We start from the raw sequence: 16706 nt of genomic DNA on the forward strand, positions 1-16706 counted from the left end.
CATACTTTTTTCGTACCTTTACAAAGTAGTTAAGATGGATTGTTATAGCCTTTTATCGTATGTCGAATAGGCTTCTACTTGCGGGATGCGACGTATAATGCCTTTCCCGATGTTATCCAAACAACGTCCTAACGTCCGGATCATGGCCGGAATGATTTCTCGCTCATAAAAGATGCGAGGCTGCGCATCATAGTCTATTTTTACTATCTCCTGCTCGCAAATATCGCCGGTGTCATAGCCGGAGTCTGCCCAAAACCATGTGGCGGCGGTTATCGGTTCCCCTCGTTTATACGCCCATTTGATAGATGATGCCCCGCGCCCATAAGGTAATGGGGACGGATGGAATATCAACGTACCCCAGTTCGCCTCTTTCAGTTCTTCATCGGAAACTTTCACCGTAAGGAGTGGCGCAATGGCAAGGTCACAACGATACCCTTCACACCAAAGCGTATGCCCTTTTGCCTTAACGAACATTTCGGCCGCCTTGAATGCCTCCGACTCGCAATTTCCCAATATTTTAATTACCATTCCCTATATATTTAAATGCCTGAACCGCCCTGAAATGGCCGCCATAACCGGTTGCCGCACGATCAGACTTATTTAACCTTTGGGCCGAACGTGCCATCGAAGCCGCGCTGCGCCCTTTATTAACTCCATATAAATGTGCTCCGGTTTGTATCCACTTTTTAGAGTGACGTAACGCTCCACATAGTTGCGGGTGTGAAGTGTGAAAGAACACCGGGTAAGGTTTACCACATCTACCATGTCCCTGAAGATGATATTCACAAACGGCCGCTAAAAATTTAGTACCAACACCTATTCCCTGCCATTCGGGAAGTACTACCAACCGGGTGGACCGGTAAGCCTTTGCCGTAAAGAGTGGTGTTACCGCTAAATGGCAGACGGGCTCACCACCGACAAAGCCCACGAAATACTCGGCCGCAACCGGCATAGGAAGGTCTAAATAATAATGCTGCTTAAACAACCTTGGGAATATAGTTCCCCTGACTTTATAAATTTGAAGTTCGAGTTTTGGACGTTGCCGAAGGCAGTCACGGTCGTAAAACCGTGCCTCCGCAGTATCATACACCCAGTCAGGTTGTAGCCATTCGATTATATCATAGTGGCAGGAAAGAAGCACGATCTGCCCGCTGCCACGTCTCCATGTCTTCGAGAATGCGGCGGCCCCGACCTTGGCTATCTGCCGGTCAATGACCGATGTAAACTCGTCCACCACGGCGTGCTGCGGTCGCTCGCACGCTAAACGCGCAAGGCCTGCCCGGAACTTCTCGCCGTTACTCAACACATGGAACGGCCGGAGCCACGCTGGAACATCACCAAGGCCAACTGCCGAAAGCATACCCGTCACCGTGTTGAAGTCTCCGTCAGGAGCAATACAGTCCACAATCGGCTTATCCTTATCCCAGCCGGAATAGAGGTCATAAATAGGTTCTTTGAATATTTTGTTTCCAATACTGGTTTTTCCACTACCGGATGGTCCAACGATCAATCCGATTTGCCATTCCCGGTCCTCGATTGGTAGCTCTACTGTCTTTTCCCAATCACAGCCTTTTTCTGCGTTGAAAAGGCTTTTTACCCGTGCGGCCCGATAGCTGTTGAAGTCGCTACAATGGTGTTGTACCTCTATTCTCATACATTCACCACTTTAAGGGTTAGACCTTCTTTCAGGAGACGTTCGTAAATCTCCTTTTGTTCTTTTTCATCTGTGCAAATGACGATCACGCCATATTGCGGCTTGTAAGTGTACTTGCCCATACTTGTCTCGTTTTAAGGATTTGGAACAAAGGTAGAACCAAACTATCTAGTGAGCGAATTTACGCTTGATCTTGCACTGCACGGCCCATGCAGTCGCTTGATAAATAGCGAATGATATCGTACACCTTTCGCTCGCTCAAGGCATATTTGTCAGAAAGGACGGCCACGATATAGGTTGTCTTTTCACCCGCCGCCCGCATTCGGGTATAATCATCGAACAAATCGACATACAAACAATCGCTTGTCCTTATTCCGGCGTTAAATAGACGCTGGAGCAATTCCTTATTGAAAGAAAGTATCTCGTATATTGTCATAATCTCCAAAAATTAAAGTATATTTGTATTGCCAATCACATAAAACAAAAACGAGCTATCGCAACTGAAGGCATACAGCCCCCGGTCGTGCGGTAGCTCGCATTTGTTTGTTAGTATGTGATTGGCGTCTTTACTAACAGCCGGGGGCTTTTATTTGCCCGCCCCCGATAAAGGCTTATAATATTTTCTATCTGTTCTCCAACACTTCCACCCTCTTCTCAAGTGCCTTGACCTTGGCGTGAAGCTCCTTGATTCCGTTGATCCCGAAGGCGGTCAACATCTGGATATAATCCACGCCGTAATAGGAATCCCCGTTATCCGGTGTTATGAGTTGTACCGCCTCCGGAAGAACCTCTCGGACGGCTTGCGCCGACACGCCGATGCGAGGGATCTTGTCCTCGTCCTCCTTCATCGTGTAGTAGAAGGCGGATATACCCTCCAGCTTATCCAGCACGTCCGGGATATCGAAGAAGACGCTCTTTAGGCGGATGTCCGAGGAGGTCAAGCCTTGGTAATTGGTGATATACACATGGGCCGTGCTCGCGGCGTCCTTGTTGATATACAGGTTGGCTATATTCCCGGGACTGTTCCATCCATAGATACCGTTGCCGTTATCGATCCGTACCCCCAGAAACGGATACCTCCCGCCCGGGGCGTTAAACACGACCCCGTTGCCTTCTTTATATAATATTTTGGGGACATCCAAACTGGACGCATTGACAGAGTCACAAGACAACATCCCCTCGATATATACCTTGTCTGAGAATCGGGCGGCCCATCCATCCGTGTAGCCTATCGACGCCGCCCCGCTGACAACAAGAATAGCGTCGTTGATGCCGACCAACGCATTCCCTCCCCATACGAAATTCCCGATCTTGACGATATTGGAGGTGATGCTTTCCACGTCGATCTCCGAGGCAGCTATCTTCCGTGCCATCAGCAAATCGGTCGCCACGCTGGAGAAGTTCGCCCCGAAGGTGTCCCAATAGGCGGTATTGGTCGGATGTTTCCCCTTGAAGGTAGGCTCGTTATCATCCACCTTCGCCACATAATACGTGCGGGTGCCATCGCTATTCTTGATCGATACGATATCGGTAATCTTGGAGCTGGCGTTATAGGTAGCGCTTGAGTCGTAATCGCCACGGTAGGTGCAGCGGGGGCCACGATCGCCACGGGGACCGGGATCGCCGTCTTTCCCGTCCTCGCCATCCGTGCCGTCTATCCCGTCCTTTCCCGGTTTGCCTTCCTCTCCCTTGATCTTGGATACGCTCCACGCGCTCCATACCCCGTTTCTCTTGGTGCTGGTGGCCATCCAGACCGTGTCCGTGGACTGGGTGTCGCTCCATTGCTTGTTCGTATTAGGATGACCGTTCGGGGCTGACGGGCTCGCTACGGATGAGAACTCCACGTCGAAATCGGCCGTATCCGTCATCTGCCTCGGGGACATCCATGCCGTTTGCTGGGGTTCCTTCCCGTCCGACGAGAAGATCCGGGTGGAGGCCCACAGTATCGCCTCGCCGGACGGTATCCCGTCGCTCCATCCCTCCGTGGTCGGCAACGGGGAGGCGTACGAGCCGCCAACAGGGGTATCGGGCGTGGCGTTCGTGCGGATGAACACCGTGCTCTTGAAGCTGTTCGAGCCTTTCGATACCAATGGCTTCCAGAACCTCGTGTTCGTGGGATCGGTACCGGGCGTGGTCTGGGATATACACTTATACACGTTACCATCGTAAGATACCTTGTCGCCGGGGTAATAGACGGACTTATCGGAGTAAGCGCCCCGATCCACCTCCGGATAGTCGATCTCGCCGGAGGGCGATTGGTAGATACTGCCTTTCAACACGAGACCGTCTCGCTGGTCATATGAGAGGAAAGCGTTGTCATCGCCGATCCGGAACGCCTTGGAGAGCATGTCCCAGTATTGCGTGCCGTCCGTGTTGATGATCTTGTTCAGCCGCATCCAGCCCGGGCCGATCTCGCTGAAGCCGTAAAGCGTGGAGAAACTGCGCTGGCCGTCCACCTCTGTACTCAAGGCCCCGCAAAGGAGATTGTAATACGAGCCGTCATCCAAGTCCCTCGGCTCCTTGCTGAGAAGGAAAGAGCCGGACGATCCCGACTTGGTGCAGCGGGCGTACAGGTACATGGCTTCCATATCATCACCTAGATAGGGAGACGTATAAGCCGCCACGTTCCAATACCTGTACTCCGTCACCTTGTGGGAGGGGGCGAGCGAGTCTATCCCCAACGTCATGTGCTGCAAGATTCCGGAGGGGGTGGCAAGCGTACGTTTCCGCTGGTCATACGTGAAGGCGTGATCCACCTCGGTGACCGCCTGTCCGTCCTCCGTGGGAATACGGTTGACGAAACGGAACTGCAACGACTCATGTCCCACCAATACCGACATGGTGCGAAGCCACGACATCGCCTGCCCCTTACCGTAATCCTTGAACGCTTTCTCCAGCATCCCCTGCATCTCCATCGCGTCACGCCAACGGCGAAGGGTGAACGATACGGCCTGCTTGTGTCGTGTCTCGTTCGTCACCTCCTCGCTCTCCAGCTTGCCCAGCTCATCGGACAGGAAACCGCCTACCGGCGTGTTGGATAGCTCAAGCTCCGGACTGTGGGGCCTGTTGATGTAATCCCTCACCCCGGTGATCCGGATCAGGATGCCGTCCGGCTGGAATTGCGGGTCGCTGAAATCGACATAACCGCCGGGGACCAGCTTGGCGCCGATCGCCAGCCAATTCTTCTTGGCCCATATGCCGTCCAGCTCTCCGCTGAACGTGAATTGCCGCTCCTCACGCTCGTAAAGGTAGCGTACCGCCTCCCGGAACATGTCCCAGCTCGCCCCGGTCTTGGTGGCGTTGTCGCATACGTAGGCGGCGGGAAGGGATATGTTGAAAACGGCGTACTTGTCGCCGACCTCCGGATACAGGGAGGCGTTCGGCAGCGTCATGCCATCCTGCTCGGACGAGACGATCTCGAACTTACGACCGTCATGTACGTACTTTACGTCGAACTCACGGCCCGCCAGACGGCCAGTCTGGAAAATAACCGTCATGGTCTGGCCGGCGATCAGGCAATCCTCGAAATTGAGGTTGGCGGGGACCGATGAGTCATAGAAGTTGTAGAACGTGACATCGTTCCCGTCCGTGTCCTTGCCCGGCTCCGTATCGGTCTCGCTCACCGTGCCGACACGGGAAGGATAGATGTCGCTGGCGTCGTAGCTGTCCTCGTTATAAGAGGAAAGGGGCCTGTCCGCACGAGTGACATACATCCCGTCCTTGTCGGTCTTGTACCGTCTGCCTTGGTAGGAAAGCTCCTGTGACTTGGGAAGCAACAATGTCTGGCTACCGTAGACCGAGTAATCGATATTCCGCTCGCCGCCTTGCACGTAAAGGATCTCAACGGGGAGGTTGTCGCCTTGGTTCGCACGACCTACACCGGGAAGGAATCCGTTACCTTTTCCGTAGGATAGCTTTAGAGGAGCGTCCTTGTAATACTCCACCTTGCGGAGGTTGATAGTTTTGCCCACGATCTCGAACTCCGTGTCGAACTCCTCGGCCAAACGCCCCAATACAGCCCAGCATTTCTCATGGTTGAACGACAACAGTTTCTCCGGGGCCTCGATCACCGTGCCGACCGTCCAGCCGGAATCATAGAGATTGAGGTTATCCACCAGCAGCTCCATGAACATCCCCGGCGTGGCCGTCATGACGAACTTGAGCTTGTACGGCTTGTCAGACAACAGCTTGTACTTATATTTTTTCAGGATCTCCTCGTTGCCGCCGAAGGTGACGGTATAGTCGAAGACCCTCGTGCCCTCCTTCTTGAAATCCGAAGGGTACCACAGCGTGTACCTTTCCCCCTGATACTCGATATACGCCCCGGTGGGCAGCTCCACGTGATCCACTAGGGAGTAACGCAGCTCCACCTTCTTCGCTTGCGCTATCGCCCGGTAACGATAGCTGTCATCGTCCACCGGGATGTCAAGCAATACCTCGCCCGTCTTATCATAGATACGCATCTCGAACGGTATTTAAAGGGTGTTCGAGACGCTTTCGGGTATACCCAGCAAGGCACGCACCCTCGTCTTACAATCGCTTCTGTAACGCTCCAGCTCCGCGAACTCCGCCTCGAACTCGGCCATCCTTGCCGTATCCGAACCTAATTTATTGAGGGTGATCGCCTCCACCCTGTCAGCGGAATATCTCGCACGTACGAGCCCGGACACGAACCGCTCGTACGTGGCATCCGCAGCCTCTATCAGCGTGCCGCCATCCTCGCACGTGCCGGTATAGGCGTAAGCCACGCGGGGCTCCGGTTCCGGTTCGCCCCCGTGACCCTCCGGAACGTGGTTCTCCAGGACCTCCTCGTTCAGGTATAACAGGTAATGGTTGTCATCGTATTTTACGAATGTCTTTCTCTCCGTGTAAATCGCTCTTGTCTCCATATATTTAAATGTTTTTTAGCCGACCCGGGAGGATCGGCCAAGAGCGATCCCTACGGGTCAAGTGAACCTGAAAAATTTCTTACCGAACTTGTTGGTGAGCACCTTTATCACGGTATCCACCGGCAAGTCCTCGTGAGAGAAGTCCGTGAGCGCCTGGTCGATCAAGACGGCGGAACCGGTGAAAGCGTAACGCTCCTCGCCTTTCCATCGGAAACGTATGGCGAGGCACTTCTTTGGCGTGCCGTCCTCGTTTCTCTCGATCTTGCTATCCTCGATTTTATAATCAATCAACTCTATGAGTTTATCATCCTCCGGCCCTCGTTTATCCTCCGGTATCCGGGTATCATAAAGTATATCCTCGAATCTCATTTTCCGGTCGGCCGGGAGATCCTCCCACGGACTTTTTTTATTCCTTATCACCTGTCCCAGTCTTTTCCTTGGTGTTTCCATTCCTAATTTATTTAATAGATTACTCGTATCAGCGTGTTGGATGAAGCCTATACGGGAAGAGGCCCTCCTCCTTATCTCCTCGTCCGGCAAACCCTTCTTTCTCAGTCTCGCTATCTGGCGGCAGAGAGCCACCTTGTTACGTTTCCGGACACGGACATGATCCGGGAAATGCACGTATCCCCCCGTATCGACACCGTCCGTCACGTGCCCGATCTTCCATCTCGGGTTAAGACCGATCCTAAGCTCGTTAGCGTAATAAAGACCGATCCACTCGATGACAAGGTGCAAGAATACGGTGTCCTCATGCAGTATCAGGACATCATCGGCGAGACGGTAACAGAAGTCCAGACGGTTCAGATATCCCTTGAACCTGTCCGAGAGGTATTGGATCCCCTTGGATAACTCCTCCATGTCCTTGTCCGTCTTGGCGGTGGCCATCCTCTCCTCGATATATCTTCTCGTATAATACCCGACCAAGGCCGGGCATTCCCCGACATGGAAGCACCGCTTCAAATCGTGATCGAAAAGATAAAGATAGACAAGCGAGAAGAACTGCGCCAGCTTCGTGCCGGGAAACATACCGGTATCCCCCTCGACGCTGTCAATGATCTCATCAAGCCTTCGCAATAAATGATTATCCTTGATACGTGTCCTGAGCTGGCTTTTCAGTACCGGGTGATTGACGGTCGGATAGAAGTGGTGGATATCGCACAGGAGATAGTCGGTGGTACGTTCCGGATATTTTCTCAGGACCTTCCGGATCATCCTCATGTAGGCGTGGGGACCGCGTCCTTTCACCCCTCCGTAGGTATACGCGGAGAAGGATCTCGTAAAATAATCCTCCACCTCATTGAGCATCGCCCAGTGCTGGACATGATCCGGGAAAGGGAGCATCCCGATAAGACGTTTTTTCGGCTCATGGACGGTCATGAAACGATACGGGGAGGTTACGAACGTCCCGTTTTCAAAAGAGTATAGGAGATCGGAAAGGTTCTTTTCCAAGTCCGCCTCGAATTTTGTTATGGCCTTTTTACCATGCTTGTTCTTGCTGGCATGATCAAAAGCCTTAAAATAATTATCCTTCCGGGCTATATTCCCGGAAAAGCCACCTTTTCTCCTCATTCGTGTCTCTAGTGTCTAATAGTGTCTAGTGTCTGCAATTGCCATCGGGTCATGAGCCGTCGGTTAAACCTACCGGGACTATACCTTTAGCCTCGCTTTTTTGTCAAGTGACAAGGTCCCTTCTCCACTTCATATAAAAAATCCTCGTTCGGCATGTTAGGGGCGACGACCAGTCCACGTAAGCGCGCGAGACCGCACAGTCACCAAGGAGGCACGCTAAGCCGGCACTAGCACCGCTGTACGCAGGACCACGACGGAACGGACAGCGAAGGCCGGAAATAGCGTTGTCGTTATACCAACCGTCGCAATAATAGGTGCTGGAGCTGCCGGAGGCGACAGTCGGGGCGGAGCATAGGTTCTGCATACTGAACTCAGTGATATATTTCCAGCCACTGGGATCGTTCTTAGGAACCCTCGCCGCCTTTATCAGGCCCTCGATCGAGTTGATGTTGAAAGCCGAGTAAAGGGACGGGGCTACATAATAATCTCCGCTACCGTCGGACAGCTTGTTTATCAAGGAGCCACGCTCGATCAGACCGATATGCCCGTAGAAGTTCTTCAAGCCTAGGAAGCAAGGGACGTGCGCTTGGTGGACGGTACCACCGTCCGAGCCCTTCACGGCGTAGTCGCTCACGCCGACTGAGTCCCCCAACTCGATCCCTACGCTCGTCGGAATAATCGGATAACCACCGTTATGGCTCGACCAAGGATCCCAAGACCATTCCGTAACTCCCTTACCGGTACCGCCCTGATATAGGCCATTGGAGTCCTTTACCGGGTTCAACGCGGACTGGCAATCACGGGTACCCATGATAAGGCGGTAGAGATAACCGACGACGCTGTTCGCGACGAACCAGCCGGATTCCCAGCCCTCACCCTTCTTGCGGGCGGCCGTGCCGAAAGCCGCGGCGTTCATGTTCGTGGCAACCATGCCTAGCTGCGTGTTGTGCTTCCCGTCCCTCGTCGCGTCGTTGTTCCCGCCACGATAACGGGGATCGTCGCTGACGACGGAGACCAACGTGCCGCTCGTACGATCCATGACGCCGGCTCCCAAGGCCGACGTACCCCCGGCCGGGATATAATAGTTCAAATGACCCTCGATCGGGGTCGGGCTCACGGCCTCGTAATAATAGGTGGAGTCTACCCACCAAGAGTAGTAGTGGGCGTTCCAGCACCACAGGTAATCGCCCATCGTGCCGTCCAAGGCGGCGGGACTGCCGTCGGCGAAACGATGGTGGTTCGTCGGGTCAAGCTTACGCCGGCTACGGTCAACGGACACGAGGTAGCAGCCCAGACCGATCACGGAGGGAAGATCCCGCAGGAAATCGATATTACCGTAGGACTCGCCGACTGGCGTGCCCTGACCACGTTTCCAGCGACGGATAGCGATGTGCTTGTTCACGATCGATACCGCATCGGCGAAAGGGATCCTCACTGACTCGCCCGTTTCCTTGGACACTCCCTCGATCAAATACTTGGAGGGCTGGTTCGTGTCGGCCAAGGGCAGCTGGTCGATTGTCTTGCCGTTATCGAAGGCCGTGATGATAGCGCGTACCTTCTCCTCCTCTGCTGTTGTTAATGACATGATTCTGTATATTAAAATGTTAGACAATTATACCTTTCGTATCCGGCTACCGGATAAAAATCTCATCACGCTACCGGCCTTACGAATGACCGGGGCAGTAACCTCAATGACTATCGTTTGGGACAACGAGGTGTTATGCGACGGGATAACGTGGATCGTGGCCGTGCCGGTCTTACGGACAGTCAAGTTTCCACGTGGGTCCACGTACAACGCATCACCGGAATAAAACGCCTGTTGAAATATCACATTAGGTAATACATAAGCTGGAAAAAGACTCACGGCTATCTTCTGGGCGACGGCATTCCCTAACGTTATCCTCTTGACATATTTCAGCTCCATACGGGTAGGGGCAAGAAGCGCTTGACTCATCAACGATTGCTCGGCCGCTTTCATGGAAGCGATCTGCGCATTGCCCTCGGAAATCATCGCCTCAGCCTCGACAGCGGCAGCCAAAGCCTCATCAGATGCTCGACCGGCCAAATCAGCCTGTTTCCCAGCCTCCAACGCTTTAGCGTTAGCCAAACCCGCAGCAGAGATAGCGTTCCTCGTGGCCTCGATAGCCTTATTCGCCTCCGCAAGGGCGGTCTTGGCCGCTTCCGTTGCCTGCGTACCACGGGCGATACATTTCCACCAAGCCGTATCGGTCAAGGGGTGGTTCTTGTTTCCGTCCTTGACACAGAGGTAGCAGCTATCATCCGTGACGACGAAATCGAAGGTGTTGTACGTACTCGCCGTGGCATAAACGCCCTTATCGACGAACGCCACCTTCCCCAATACTATCTGACTCATTATAATTCCTCCTTCCTTTTTTTGGTCATACGTTCAAATACAGCTCACCGGTCTCTAGGTTGAGCTTGACAAGGTTTGGTGACACCTCGTCCTCGTAGGACATCACCAGCGTCATGTCGGCGGGGTTGATCGTGAAGGTCGGGTACAAGACGCCTCCCTTAGCGAGGATGCCCGTATCGACATACCTGTCCCCATCCAGATCCCATTTCCACCAGTTGCCGTTATCGCCAACCTTCCACGGGTGGTCGGCCAGCTCTTGCGCGCGGTCACCCTGTGTCTTGGCGAAGTTACCCTGCGTGTTGGCGTAAGAAGCTTTCTCATTCGCCAATTTCGCCGCGTCATTTGCGTTTTTAGTTGCGATCTCGGTATCTTCCTTGATCTTCTCTAGCCCATCGTGGGCGGTATTAGCGTTAGCCGCGGCTTTATTGGCTAGATCAGCCGCGGTATTAGCCTTACCGGTTGCGGTATTGGCGTTCCCTGTTGCGGTGATGGCGTTCGCCGTGGCCGTATTAGCCTTTGACGTGGCCGCCTCGGCGTTCAGCTTGGCGGTGTTGGCGTTGGAGGCCGCCGTATTGGCCGCCTTGGTAGCGGCACGGGCGTTGGAGATCTCCGTGAGCATGTTCTCGTAAGCCGTCTGGATGGTTCCGAGGCTCACCTTCACGCTGGTTTGTATACCGTCTATGATCTTGCAACCGATCGTGTACAGACCGGTAAGGCTGTCAGCCAACGCGAGTTCCGATATTTTCTTCTTCTTTTTAGGCATATATGTTCAAGTCTATGTAATACTCCCCGTCCTCCGTGACCACCAGTTCCCCGGCCTCGGTAGCCAGCAGGTAATCGACACCATCCATCCGGAACACCGTGAACTCCAGCGTGAGGTTGAATGTCACCACCACACGCCCCCGGAGGCTCTCCAGTTTCCAGCCGGACGTCCTCTTGTAGTAGCAGGGGTATTCCTCCACGTTGTAATCCACGTACAACGAACGCTCGCCCGGCTGGATCAAGGCATCCAACAGAGCGTCGTAACAACTCCAGAATGTCGTCATTGAGCCGGCGATGAGACAGCATTCAAGAGTGACCTCCTTGCTATTATACACCACCTTGCCGGCATCGTAGATCCTACCGTCAACGTCCAGTACCGTACGGGACAGGTTAGTCTTCACGGTCGGGGATCTCATGATCTCGTCCCGGCCCTCCGTCACCATCACGCCGTATCGATCCAAGGGTACGCCGTCAAGCTCGTACTCGGATGGAGGAACATACGCTCTACCCTCCGGGATCGCCACGGACGAGGGTCTTACGGGCCGGTCCTCGGCGAAACGTAACGTGAAGGCCTCCAACGTGTCCCAATCCTCATACGCCGGGCTCTGGATGAGTCGCAAGCTCCACTCCCTGCCCAGCGAGGGGATACGGAAGAGGTGATACCCGGACTTCGATAGGTGCTCGACAAGATCGCCGGCGGATCTTCCGTCCATGTCGCGGACGAACGTGATGTTGAGCTCCCGTGGTTTCAAGGTGGGCTTTTCCAGGTCCGGCTCTATGCCGTCCTCGTCCGGCCAGTCGTTCCTGTCCGGCTCCACCAGCTCGGGGAAAGGCAGGAGGCCGTCGTAGCCGCCTCGGGTGATCCATACGCCGAAATCGATGTAGGCGTCCCGGTTGTCTATATATAATCGTCCCTCTCTCATCTAGTCCTCATTTTTATACCGTTGTCCCTCATGTCCCGCTGGGCGTTGCGGATTTGCCCCAGGTATTTCTCTATAGCCTTCAGCCGGTCCGTGTTCACGGCGATCCGGTTGAGCAGGGCGAGCCCCTTCACGAGCGTGGCGTTGACGCCCGTTATCCCCTTTGAGGTCTTGTCAAGGAATATCAACGCCGTCGATATCATGCCCAGCCCCTTGTCCACGCTGTCCTGCGAGACGGACTGGATGCCCTTCGAGGAGGAGGTACGCCCCGCGTTGGCGATATCACCGATGGTCGTGCCCGTCACTTTCTCCATCTCCTCCAGCTGGCGGGCCGCGTCCTCGATGATCTTGTCATATTGCGCCCTCAAGCCGGCGATATTCTCCTCCGTCAGCCCGTTGCCGCTCGCCTCGGCGAATGACTCGTACCACTTCCGGAGAGGCTCTTCCAACGCCTTCATCTTTATTCCTTGAAGGACGGCGTTATTCAACATCTCTTGGAAATCGTCGGCGAAATCCTTCGCCGATCGCTTCCCCTCGGCGAGGCCCTTGACGATGCTGTCGGCGATACTGTCCGCGGTCGTCCCGGTAAGCGCCTCCCTCATGGCCTCGTCTTGGTCGGCGAGCATCTGGTTGATATCCGTGCCCTCTTCCTTGAGGTCACGCAACCTCTCGAACAGCTTGGCGACCTTCTCCTCCAGCTTGCCCTCGGTATAGAGCTTCTCTATATCCTCGTAGCTCTTGCCCGCGAGGCTGGAATACTCGTTCCACGTCTTCGCCTTCCGGAACCACGTGCCGTGGCGGTAGCCTACGCCGCTGATATATTGCTCCCCTTGGATCTGTCGCAGCAACCGGTCGTACTCGCTCCCGGAGGCTTGTCGCTGTTTTTCCAGTTCCTCCGTGATCCGTTTGTTGTAAGCCAAGGTCGTCTCACCGATCTGCCGCTGGGTACGGAGGCGTTCCCTTAACAGCCGTTGGTACTCCATCTCGCCCTGGATCGCCTCGTCGTAGAACTTTTGTTGCTCTTCCCGGGCCTCACGGTTCATCTCCTTGACCCGCTTCCCCATGGTAAATATCTTGCCGATACCGCCGATGACCGAGGCGATCCCCCCGACGATATTCCCGCCGGCGATCTGGGCCGCAGCCGAGACGAACCCGCCCAACGCGGAGGTCAGCTCCGCCACCTGCCCGGCGGCGTAGCCGGCCTCGTCACCGAGGATATCACCGATACCGCCGGCGATCGTGTCGAGGTCGGCCGTCAAGGATTGGACGGAGGTATCCATGCCCTCTAATGCGGCGGCCATAGCATCCCTGTCACCTTTCCCAATGGAATCCAGCAACTTCTTCCAGTCATCCCAGATCGCCTTGAAGGGCGAGCGGGTACGGATCGCCTCCTCCAGCCGCTTGATGGCGTCATGGTACTCCCTCACGTTCTTGGGATCCCACGCCGACGTGTTGACCTCCCGGGCTTGCTTGAGCAGCTCTTCCATGGACGGCAGCGCCATCTTGTCGAGGTCGCCGAATATCTTGTCCCACATGCCCGTGTCCCTCAGCTCGTCGATGGACAATTCGGACAGGGCTTTTTTCTTACCCTTGGCGGCCTCGGCTATCGCCGCGTTGATGGCCTCCTTGTTCTTCTCGGTGCGTTGGGATATCAAGAAAGCGACATCCTCCGTGTATTTTCGCTCGATCTCCAGCCGGCGGGCGGCGTAGTCTTGATACTGTCTCAACGTCTTTTCCAACAGGTCGGCCTCCGCTTTCTCGCGGGTACTGTCGGCCAGCAGGGTGGCGTCGGATAGTTCCTTGCCCTGGGAGGCGGGGAGCTGGGAGACGGTCGTCGTTTTCGGCTTAAAGGATAGACCTTTCTTCTTCCAGTCCGGGTTCTCGTTCTCCCATAGGTCTTGCTCGATCTTCTGCCGGGCGAGGATATATTCCCGGCCTTTCTTCCCGATCTCGTTGATTTTCTTGTCATAGTTTAAGGTGATTTGGGCCAGTTCCTTGTCGGAGCCCTCTTTCATGAGGTTGATGTTTTGCTGGCGGAGCTCCAGCTCGGCGTCCTTCTCCTTCTGGGCGAGGACGGCTCTCTGTCGCTCGATCTCCAGCTCCCGCATGGCGGTCTCGGCCTTGATGACGTTGGCGGCCTCTTGGGCCTTTTGCTCCTTGCCCAGCTGTTTGTCCGCGGTGGATCGTTTCTTCTCGTAGGAGTCGTACGTCTTCAACGCCTCGGTCGCCTTGTCTATATCCGCCTTGGCCGTCTTGTAGGCGGTGACGATGGCAGGCTCGATCCCGGCGGTCTTGCCGGAATCAAGCAGTTTCTTTTGCTCCGCGTCGATGGATTCCAATACGGAGGTGGCTTGTTCTTTGATATCCTCCCAATAGGCCTTGTTCTCGATTATATCTCTCTCGGCGGCCTCCTTGTTGAAAAACGGGGAGAATTGTTTTTGTATATCGGAGATCTCCTTCTCTGATTCATACACGCTCCTCACGTAATCCTCCAGCTCCTCGTAGAAGGAGCCTCCGAGCTTCTTCCCACCGAGCTCGCTCTGGATCTTGGCGGACACCCCTCGCCATGCCTCTTCCCATGTTTTGCCCGCGGCCCGGAAATCCTCCGTCAGACCGGGGATGATATCCATGATCCCCCCGGATTTGGACTCGCCGAGCTTCTTGGTCGTGATCTCGCGCATCTCCGTCAACGCCTCGGATTGCGTCTTTATGGCTTTCTCCAGCGTCTTGTCGATGGCGCCACTCTGGGCTTTTAATGCGGCGTTCTCCATGAGTTGCCTGTTGACCAGCCGGTAAGCCTCACGGATCTCATTCAGTGAGCTCTTCTCCGATAGCAGGTTCGGGAGATACTTGCCGTACGTCGTGTTGATCTCGTTGATAGCTTTCCGGTGCCCTTCCGTCCCGGCCGTGGTCTTCTCCAACGCGGAGAACAATGTCCGTAGATGTTGCCGCTCCGTCGCCAGGATGGCGTTGAAGTCGGTCATGCTATCGTTCAACCTCTTCTGGGCTTGGTCGGCCCCAAAAAGCCCCTGTACCCAGTTGATGATATCCTTCCCGTACACGGACAGCAACGTGATCCCCACCACCAGCGCCGTCTGCCAGCTAACGATCGAGGTGAGCACCTGTTTCCATACCGGGATGGCCATCTGTCCGGATTTCTTCAGCAGGTCATACTCAACCCGCGCGGTCCGGATATTATCGGCCAAGATGGGGAGGTTATTGGAGATGGCCAAGAAGAACATGTTAGCCCCCATGGTGAGCGATGGCAACTCCCGGGCCACCTGTTGCACCGACATCGACAGGCCGTTGAACCCGGTGCCGGCGGAGCGGCTGTAGGCGGACAGGCGGGATTGCGCCGTCTGGATCTCCTTGTCGAGGTCGCCGATTTGTCTCAGGATGCCCTGTCCGGCGTTTCCCTCACGGTCGGCCTTGGACAGGTTATAGTAAGCCGTGGTAAGCTCCTGCAGGCGTTTCTGCAGGGCCATGACGGAATCGACGGCCCTCGATTCCGTCTGTATCCGCTCGTTCAGCGTGCGCATGCCACCGCTGATCGCCTCGCGCAGGCTGTTCTCCCGCACCGCTAGCGCCGCCTTCATCCGCGTATATTGCCGGGTGGTGACGGTGCCGGCCCCCAACCCGTCATCCAGCGATCCCTGCACGACGGCGAGGTCACGCAGGGCGTTGATGTTCTCCTGTACGGTGACGGCCAGTTTCCGGTTCTCGGCGCTCATGGTACCGTAGGCCGCACCGCTGTCGGCGATCAAACGCTGGTAGGTTTTCGCCGACTCGTCGCGCAGGCCCTTGATGCCGAGAGTAACCTTCTCGACCTCGTCCTCCAGGTTCCCCCGGAACTCGAATGTTATGTATACGGGATCGTTCGCCATTTATTTCAGTCCTAAGAATTCCAGTTCCTCCTCCTCGGTTTGGATAACGTTTTCCTCCCCGGATCTCTCTCTCATACGTCCTTGGTCGTTGATCATCATCAGGATGACACACCAAGGGATCTTGTTCATCACCTCGTCGTACGTGAACGCCCCGGTGGCGATCAGCGCGTGGATTTGTCCGAACGGGCTATGGGGAGGCTCGTAAGCCTCCTTTAACTCCCTTTCCCTGTCGGTTGGCTCATCACCGGCTCCGTCAGTCTCAAGCTCGCCGCCGATGTGATAATACTCACGAAATCCGACCCGTCGCAAGTCAGCACCACGATCTTCATCAACTCCGCCATGCCGCGCATCCCCATGTGGGAACGGATATATGAGGCCAGCGGGCGGTTCAGCAGCCATGCCGACATCGATCCCCGGATCATGCCGTAGGCGATCAGTCTCGACGCCGTCACGCCGTGCTTGTCGATATACTCCATCAACGTGCCGATATCCCCGGACATCAACCTCTTTATGTCGATATTCATCCGGCAGAAAAGCCGGGCGATACGGAACACGTTGCTGCCGACCGGCCGTTTCATCCAATATCCTATGGTTTTCTTGCCGAATATCCGCAAGGGCCATGGCGCCGGGAGGATGATCTTGAGCCGATGG

General features: G+C 55.1%; 14 protein-coding genes. All 14 read right to left on the bottom strand.

Translation table 11 applies throughout. From position 1 onward, the window contains the following. Window positions 1-42 precede the first annotated feature (42 nt). Entirely contained in the window at window positions 43-528 is a 486-nt protein-coding gene (locus ACYIA1_RS11405; RefSeq protein WP_128616946.1) for a formyltransferase family protein, read from the bottom strand. Continuing rightward, window positions 518-1654: a GNAT family N-acetyltransferase gene (locus ACYIA1_RS11410; RefSeq protein WP_128616945.1), complete on the bottom strand. Its 1137-nt coding sequence runs from the start codon at window positions 1652-1654 to the stop codon at window positions 518-520. The genes ACYIA1_RS11405 and ACYIA1_RS11410 overlap by 11 nt, the downstream gene beginning before the upstream one ends. Then, complete coding sequence (locus ACYIA1_RS11415; protein ID WP_368311869.1) at window positions 1651-1776, bottom strand: hypothetical protein; 126 nt, start codon at window positions 1774-1776, stop codon at window positions 1651-1653. The genes ACYIA1_RS11410 and ACYIA1_RS11415 overlap by 4 nt, the downstream gene beginning before the upstream one ends. Before the next feature lie 59 nt (window positions 1777-1835). Beyond that, window positions 1836-2090: a hypothetical protein gene (locus ACYIA1_RS11420; protein ID WP_259010761.1), complete on the bottom strand. Its 255-nt coding sequence runs from the start codon at window positions 2088-2090 to the stop codon at window positions 1836-1838. A 187-nt stretch (window positions 2091-2277) separates the two neighbouring features. After that, the gene (locus ACYIA1_RS11425; RefSeq protein ID WP_480335313.1) at window positions 2278-6117 is read right to left on the bottom strand and encodes a tail fiber domain-containing protein; all 3840 of its coding nucleotides are present in this window, start codon (window positions 6115-6117) and stop codon (window positions 2278-2280) included. A gap of 12 nt (window positions 6118-6129) precedes the next feature. Further along, window positions 6130-6402, bottom strand: a complete 273-nt coding sequence (locus ACYIA1_RS11430; protein ID WP_368311873.1) for a hypothetical protein — start codon at window positions 6400-6402, stop codon at window positions 6130-6132. 198 nt (window positions 6403-6600) lie between these two features. Continuing rightward, window positions 6601-8115 carry an RNA-dependent RNA polymerase family protein gene (locus ACYIA1_RS11435; protein ID WP_368311875.1) on the bottom strand — a complete coding sequence of 505 codons (1515 nt, stop codon included), beginning with the start codon at window positions 8113-8115 and terminating at the stop codon, window positions 6601-6603. 103 nt (window positions 8116-8218) lie between these two features. Beyond that, complete coding sequence (locus tag ACYIA1_RS11440; RefSeq protein WP_480335315.1) at window positions 8219-9700, bottom strand: hypothetical protein; 1482 nt, start codon at window positions 9698-9700, stop codon at window positions 8219-8221. Window positions 9701-9727: 27 nt separating this feature from the next. Beyond that, window positions 9728-10489, bottom strand: a complete 762-nt coding sequence (locus ACYIA1_RS11445; RefSeq protein WP_022192586.1) for a hypothetical protein — start codon at window positions 10487-10489, stop codon at window positions 9728-9730. Between the two features lie 25 nt (window positions 10490-10514). Further along, on the bottom strand, window positions 10515-11252 hold the full coding sequence (locus tag ACYIA1_RS11450) for a hypothetical protein (RefSeq protein ID WP_480335317.1): 738 nt from the start codon (window positions 11250-11252) through the stop codon (window positions 10515-10517). Further along, window positions 11245-12174 carry a hypothetical protein gene (locus ACYIA1_RS11455; RefSeq protein WP_480335319.1) on the bottom strand — a complete coding sequence of 310 codons (930 nt, stop codon included), beginning with the start codon at window positions 12172-12174 and terminating at the stop codon, window positions 11245-11247. The genes ACYIA1_RS11450 and ACYIA1_RS11455 overlap by 8 nt, the downstream gene beginning before the upstream one ends. Then, window positions 12171-16055: a coiled-coil domain-containing protein gene (locus ACYIA1_RS11460; RefSeq protein ID WP_480335321.1), complete on the bottom strand. Its 3885-nt coding sequence runs from the start codon at window positions 16053-16055 to the stop codon at window positions 12171-12173. Before ACYIA1_RS11460 ends, ACYIA1_RS11455 begins: the two co-directional genes overlap by 4 nt. After that, window positions 16056-16364 (bottom strand): hypothetical protein, encoded by a 309-nt coding sequence (locus ACYIA1_RS11465; RefSeq protein ID WP_128616799.1) that lies wholly within the window; start codon window positions 16362-16364, stop codon window positions 16056-16058. Beyond that, the gene (locus ACYIA1_RS11470) at window positions 16268-16633 is read right to left on the bottom strand and encodes a hypothetical protein (protein ID WP_480335323.1); all 366 of its coding nucleotides are present in this window, start codon (window positions 16631-16633) and stop codon (window positions 16268-16270) included. Before ACYIA1_RS11470 ends, ACYIA1_RS11465 begins: the two co-directional genes overlap by 97 nt. Window positions 16634-16706: the final 73 nt, after the last annotated feature.

It is taken from the genome of Parabacteroides sp. KHUB-02 (assembly GCF_056640955.1).

Excerpts from the sequence above, each read along its gene's own strand:
- ACYIA1_RS11405 (WP_128616946.1), bottom strand. The coding sequence starts at position 528 with ATGGTAATTAAAATATTGGGAAATTGCGAGTCGGAGGCATTCAAGGCG.
- ACYIA1_RS11410 (WP_128616945.1), bottom strand. The coding sequence starts at position 1,654 with ATGAGAATAGAGGTACAACACCATTGTAGCGACTTCAACAGCTATCGG.
- ACYIA1_RS11415 (WP_368311869.1), bottom strand. The coding sequence starts at position 1,776 with ATGGGCAAGTACACTTACAAGCCGCAATATGGCGTGATCGTCATTTGC.
- ACYIA1_RS11420 (WP_259010761.1), bottom strand. The coding sequence starts at position 2,090 with ATGACAATATACGAGATACTTTCTTTCAATAAGGAATTGCTCCAGCGT.
- ACYIA1_RS11425 (WP_480335313.1), bottom strand. The coding sequence starts at position 6,117 with ATGCGTATCTATGATAAGACGGGCGAGGTATTGCTTGACATCCCGGTG.
- ACYIA1_RS11435 (WP_368311875.1), bottom strand. The coding sequence starts at position 8,115 with ATGAGGAGAAAAGGTGGCTTTTCCGGGAATATAGCCCGGAAGGATAAT.
- ACYIA1_RS11440 (WP_480335315.1), bottom strand. The coding sequence starts at position 9,700 with ATGTCATTAACAACAGCAGAGGAGGAGAAGGTACGCGCTATCATCACG.
- ACYIA1_RS11445 (WP_022192586.1), bottom strand. The coding sequence starts at position 10,489 with ATGAGTCAGATAGTATTGGGGAAGGTGGCGTTCGTCGATAAGGGCGTT.
- ACYIA1_RS11450 (WP_480335317.1), bottom strand. The coding sequence starts at position 11,252 with ATGCCTAAAAAGAAGAAGAAAATATCGGAACTCGCGTTGGCTGACAGC.
- ACYIA1_RS11455 (WP_480335319.1), bottom strand. The coding sequence starts at position 12,174 with ATGAGAGAGGGACGATTATATATAGACAACCGGGACGCCTACATCGAT.
- ACYIA1_RS11460 (WP_480335321.1), bottom strand. The coding sequence starts at position 16,055 with ATGGCGAACGATCCCGTATACATAACATTCGAGTTCCGGGGGAACCTG.
- ACYIA1_RS11470 (WP_480335323.1), bottom strand. The coding sequence starts at position 16,633 with ATGAAACGGCCGGTCGGCAGCAACGTGTTCCGTATCGCCCGGCTTTTC.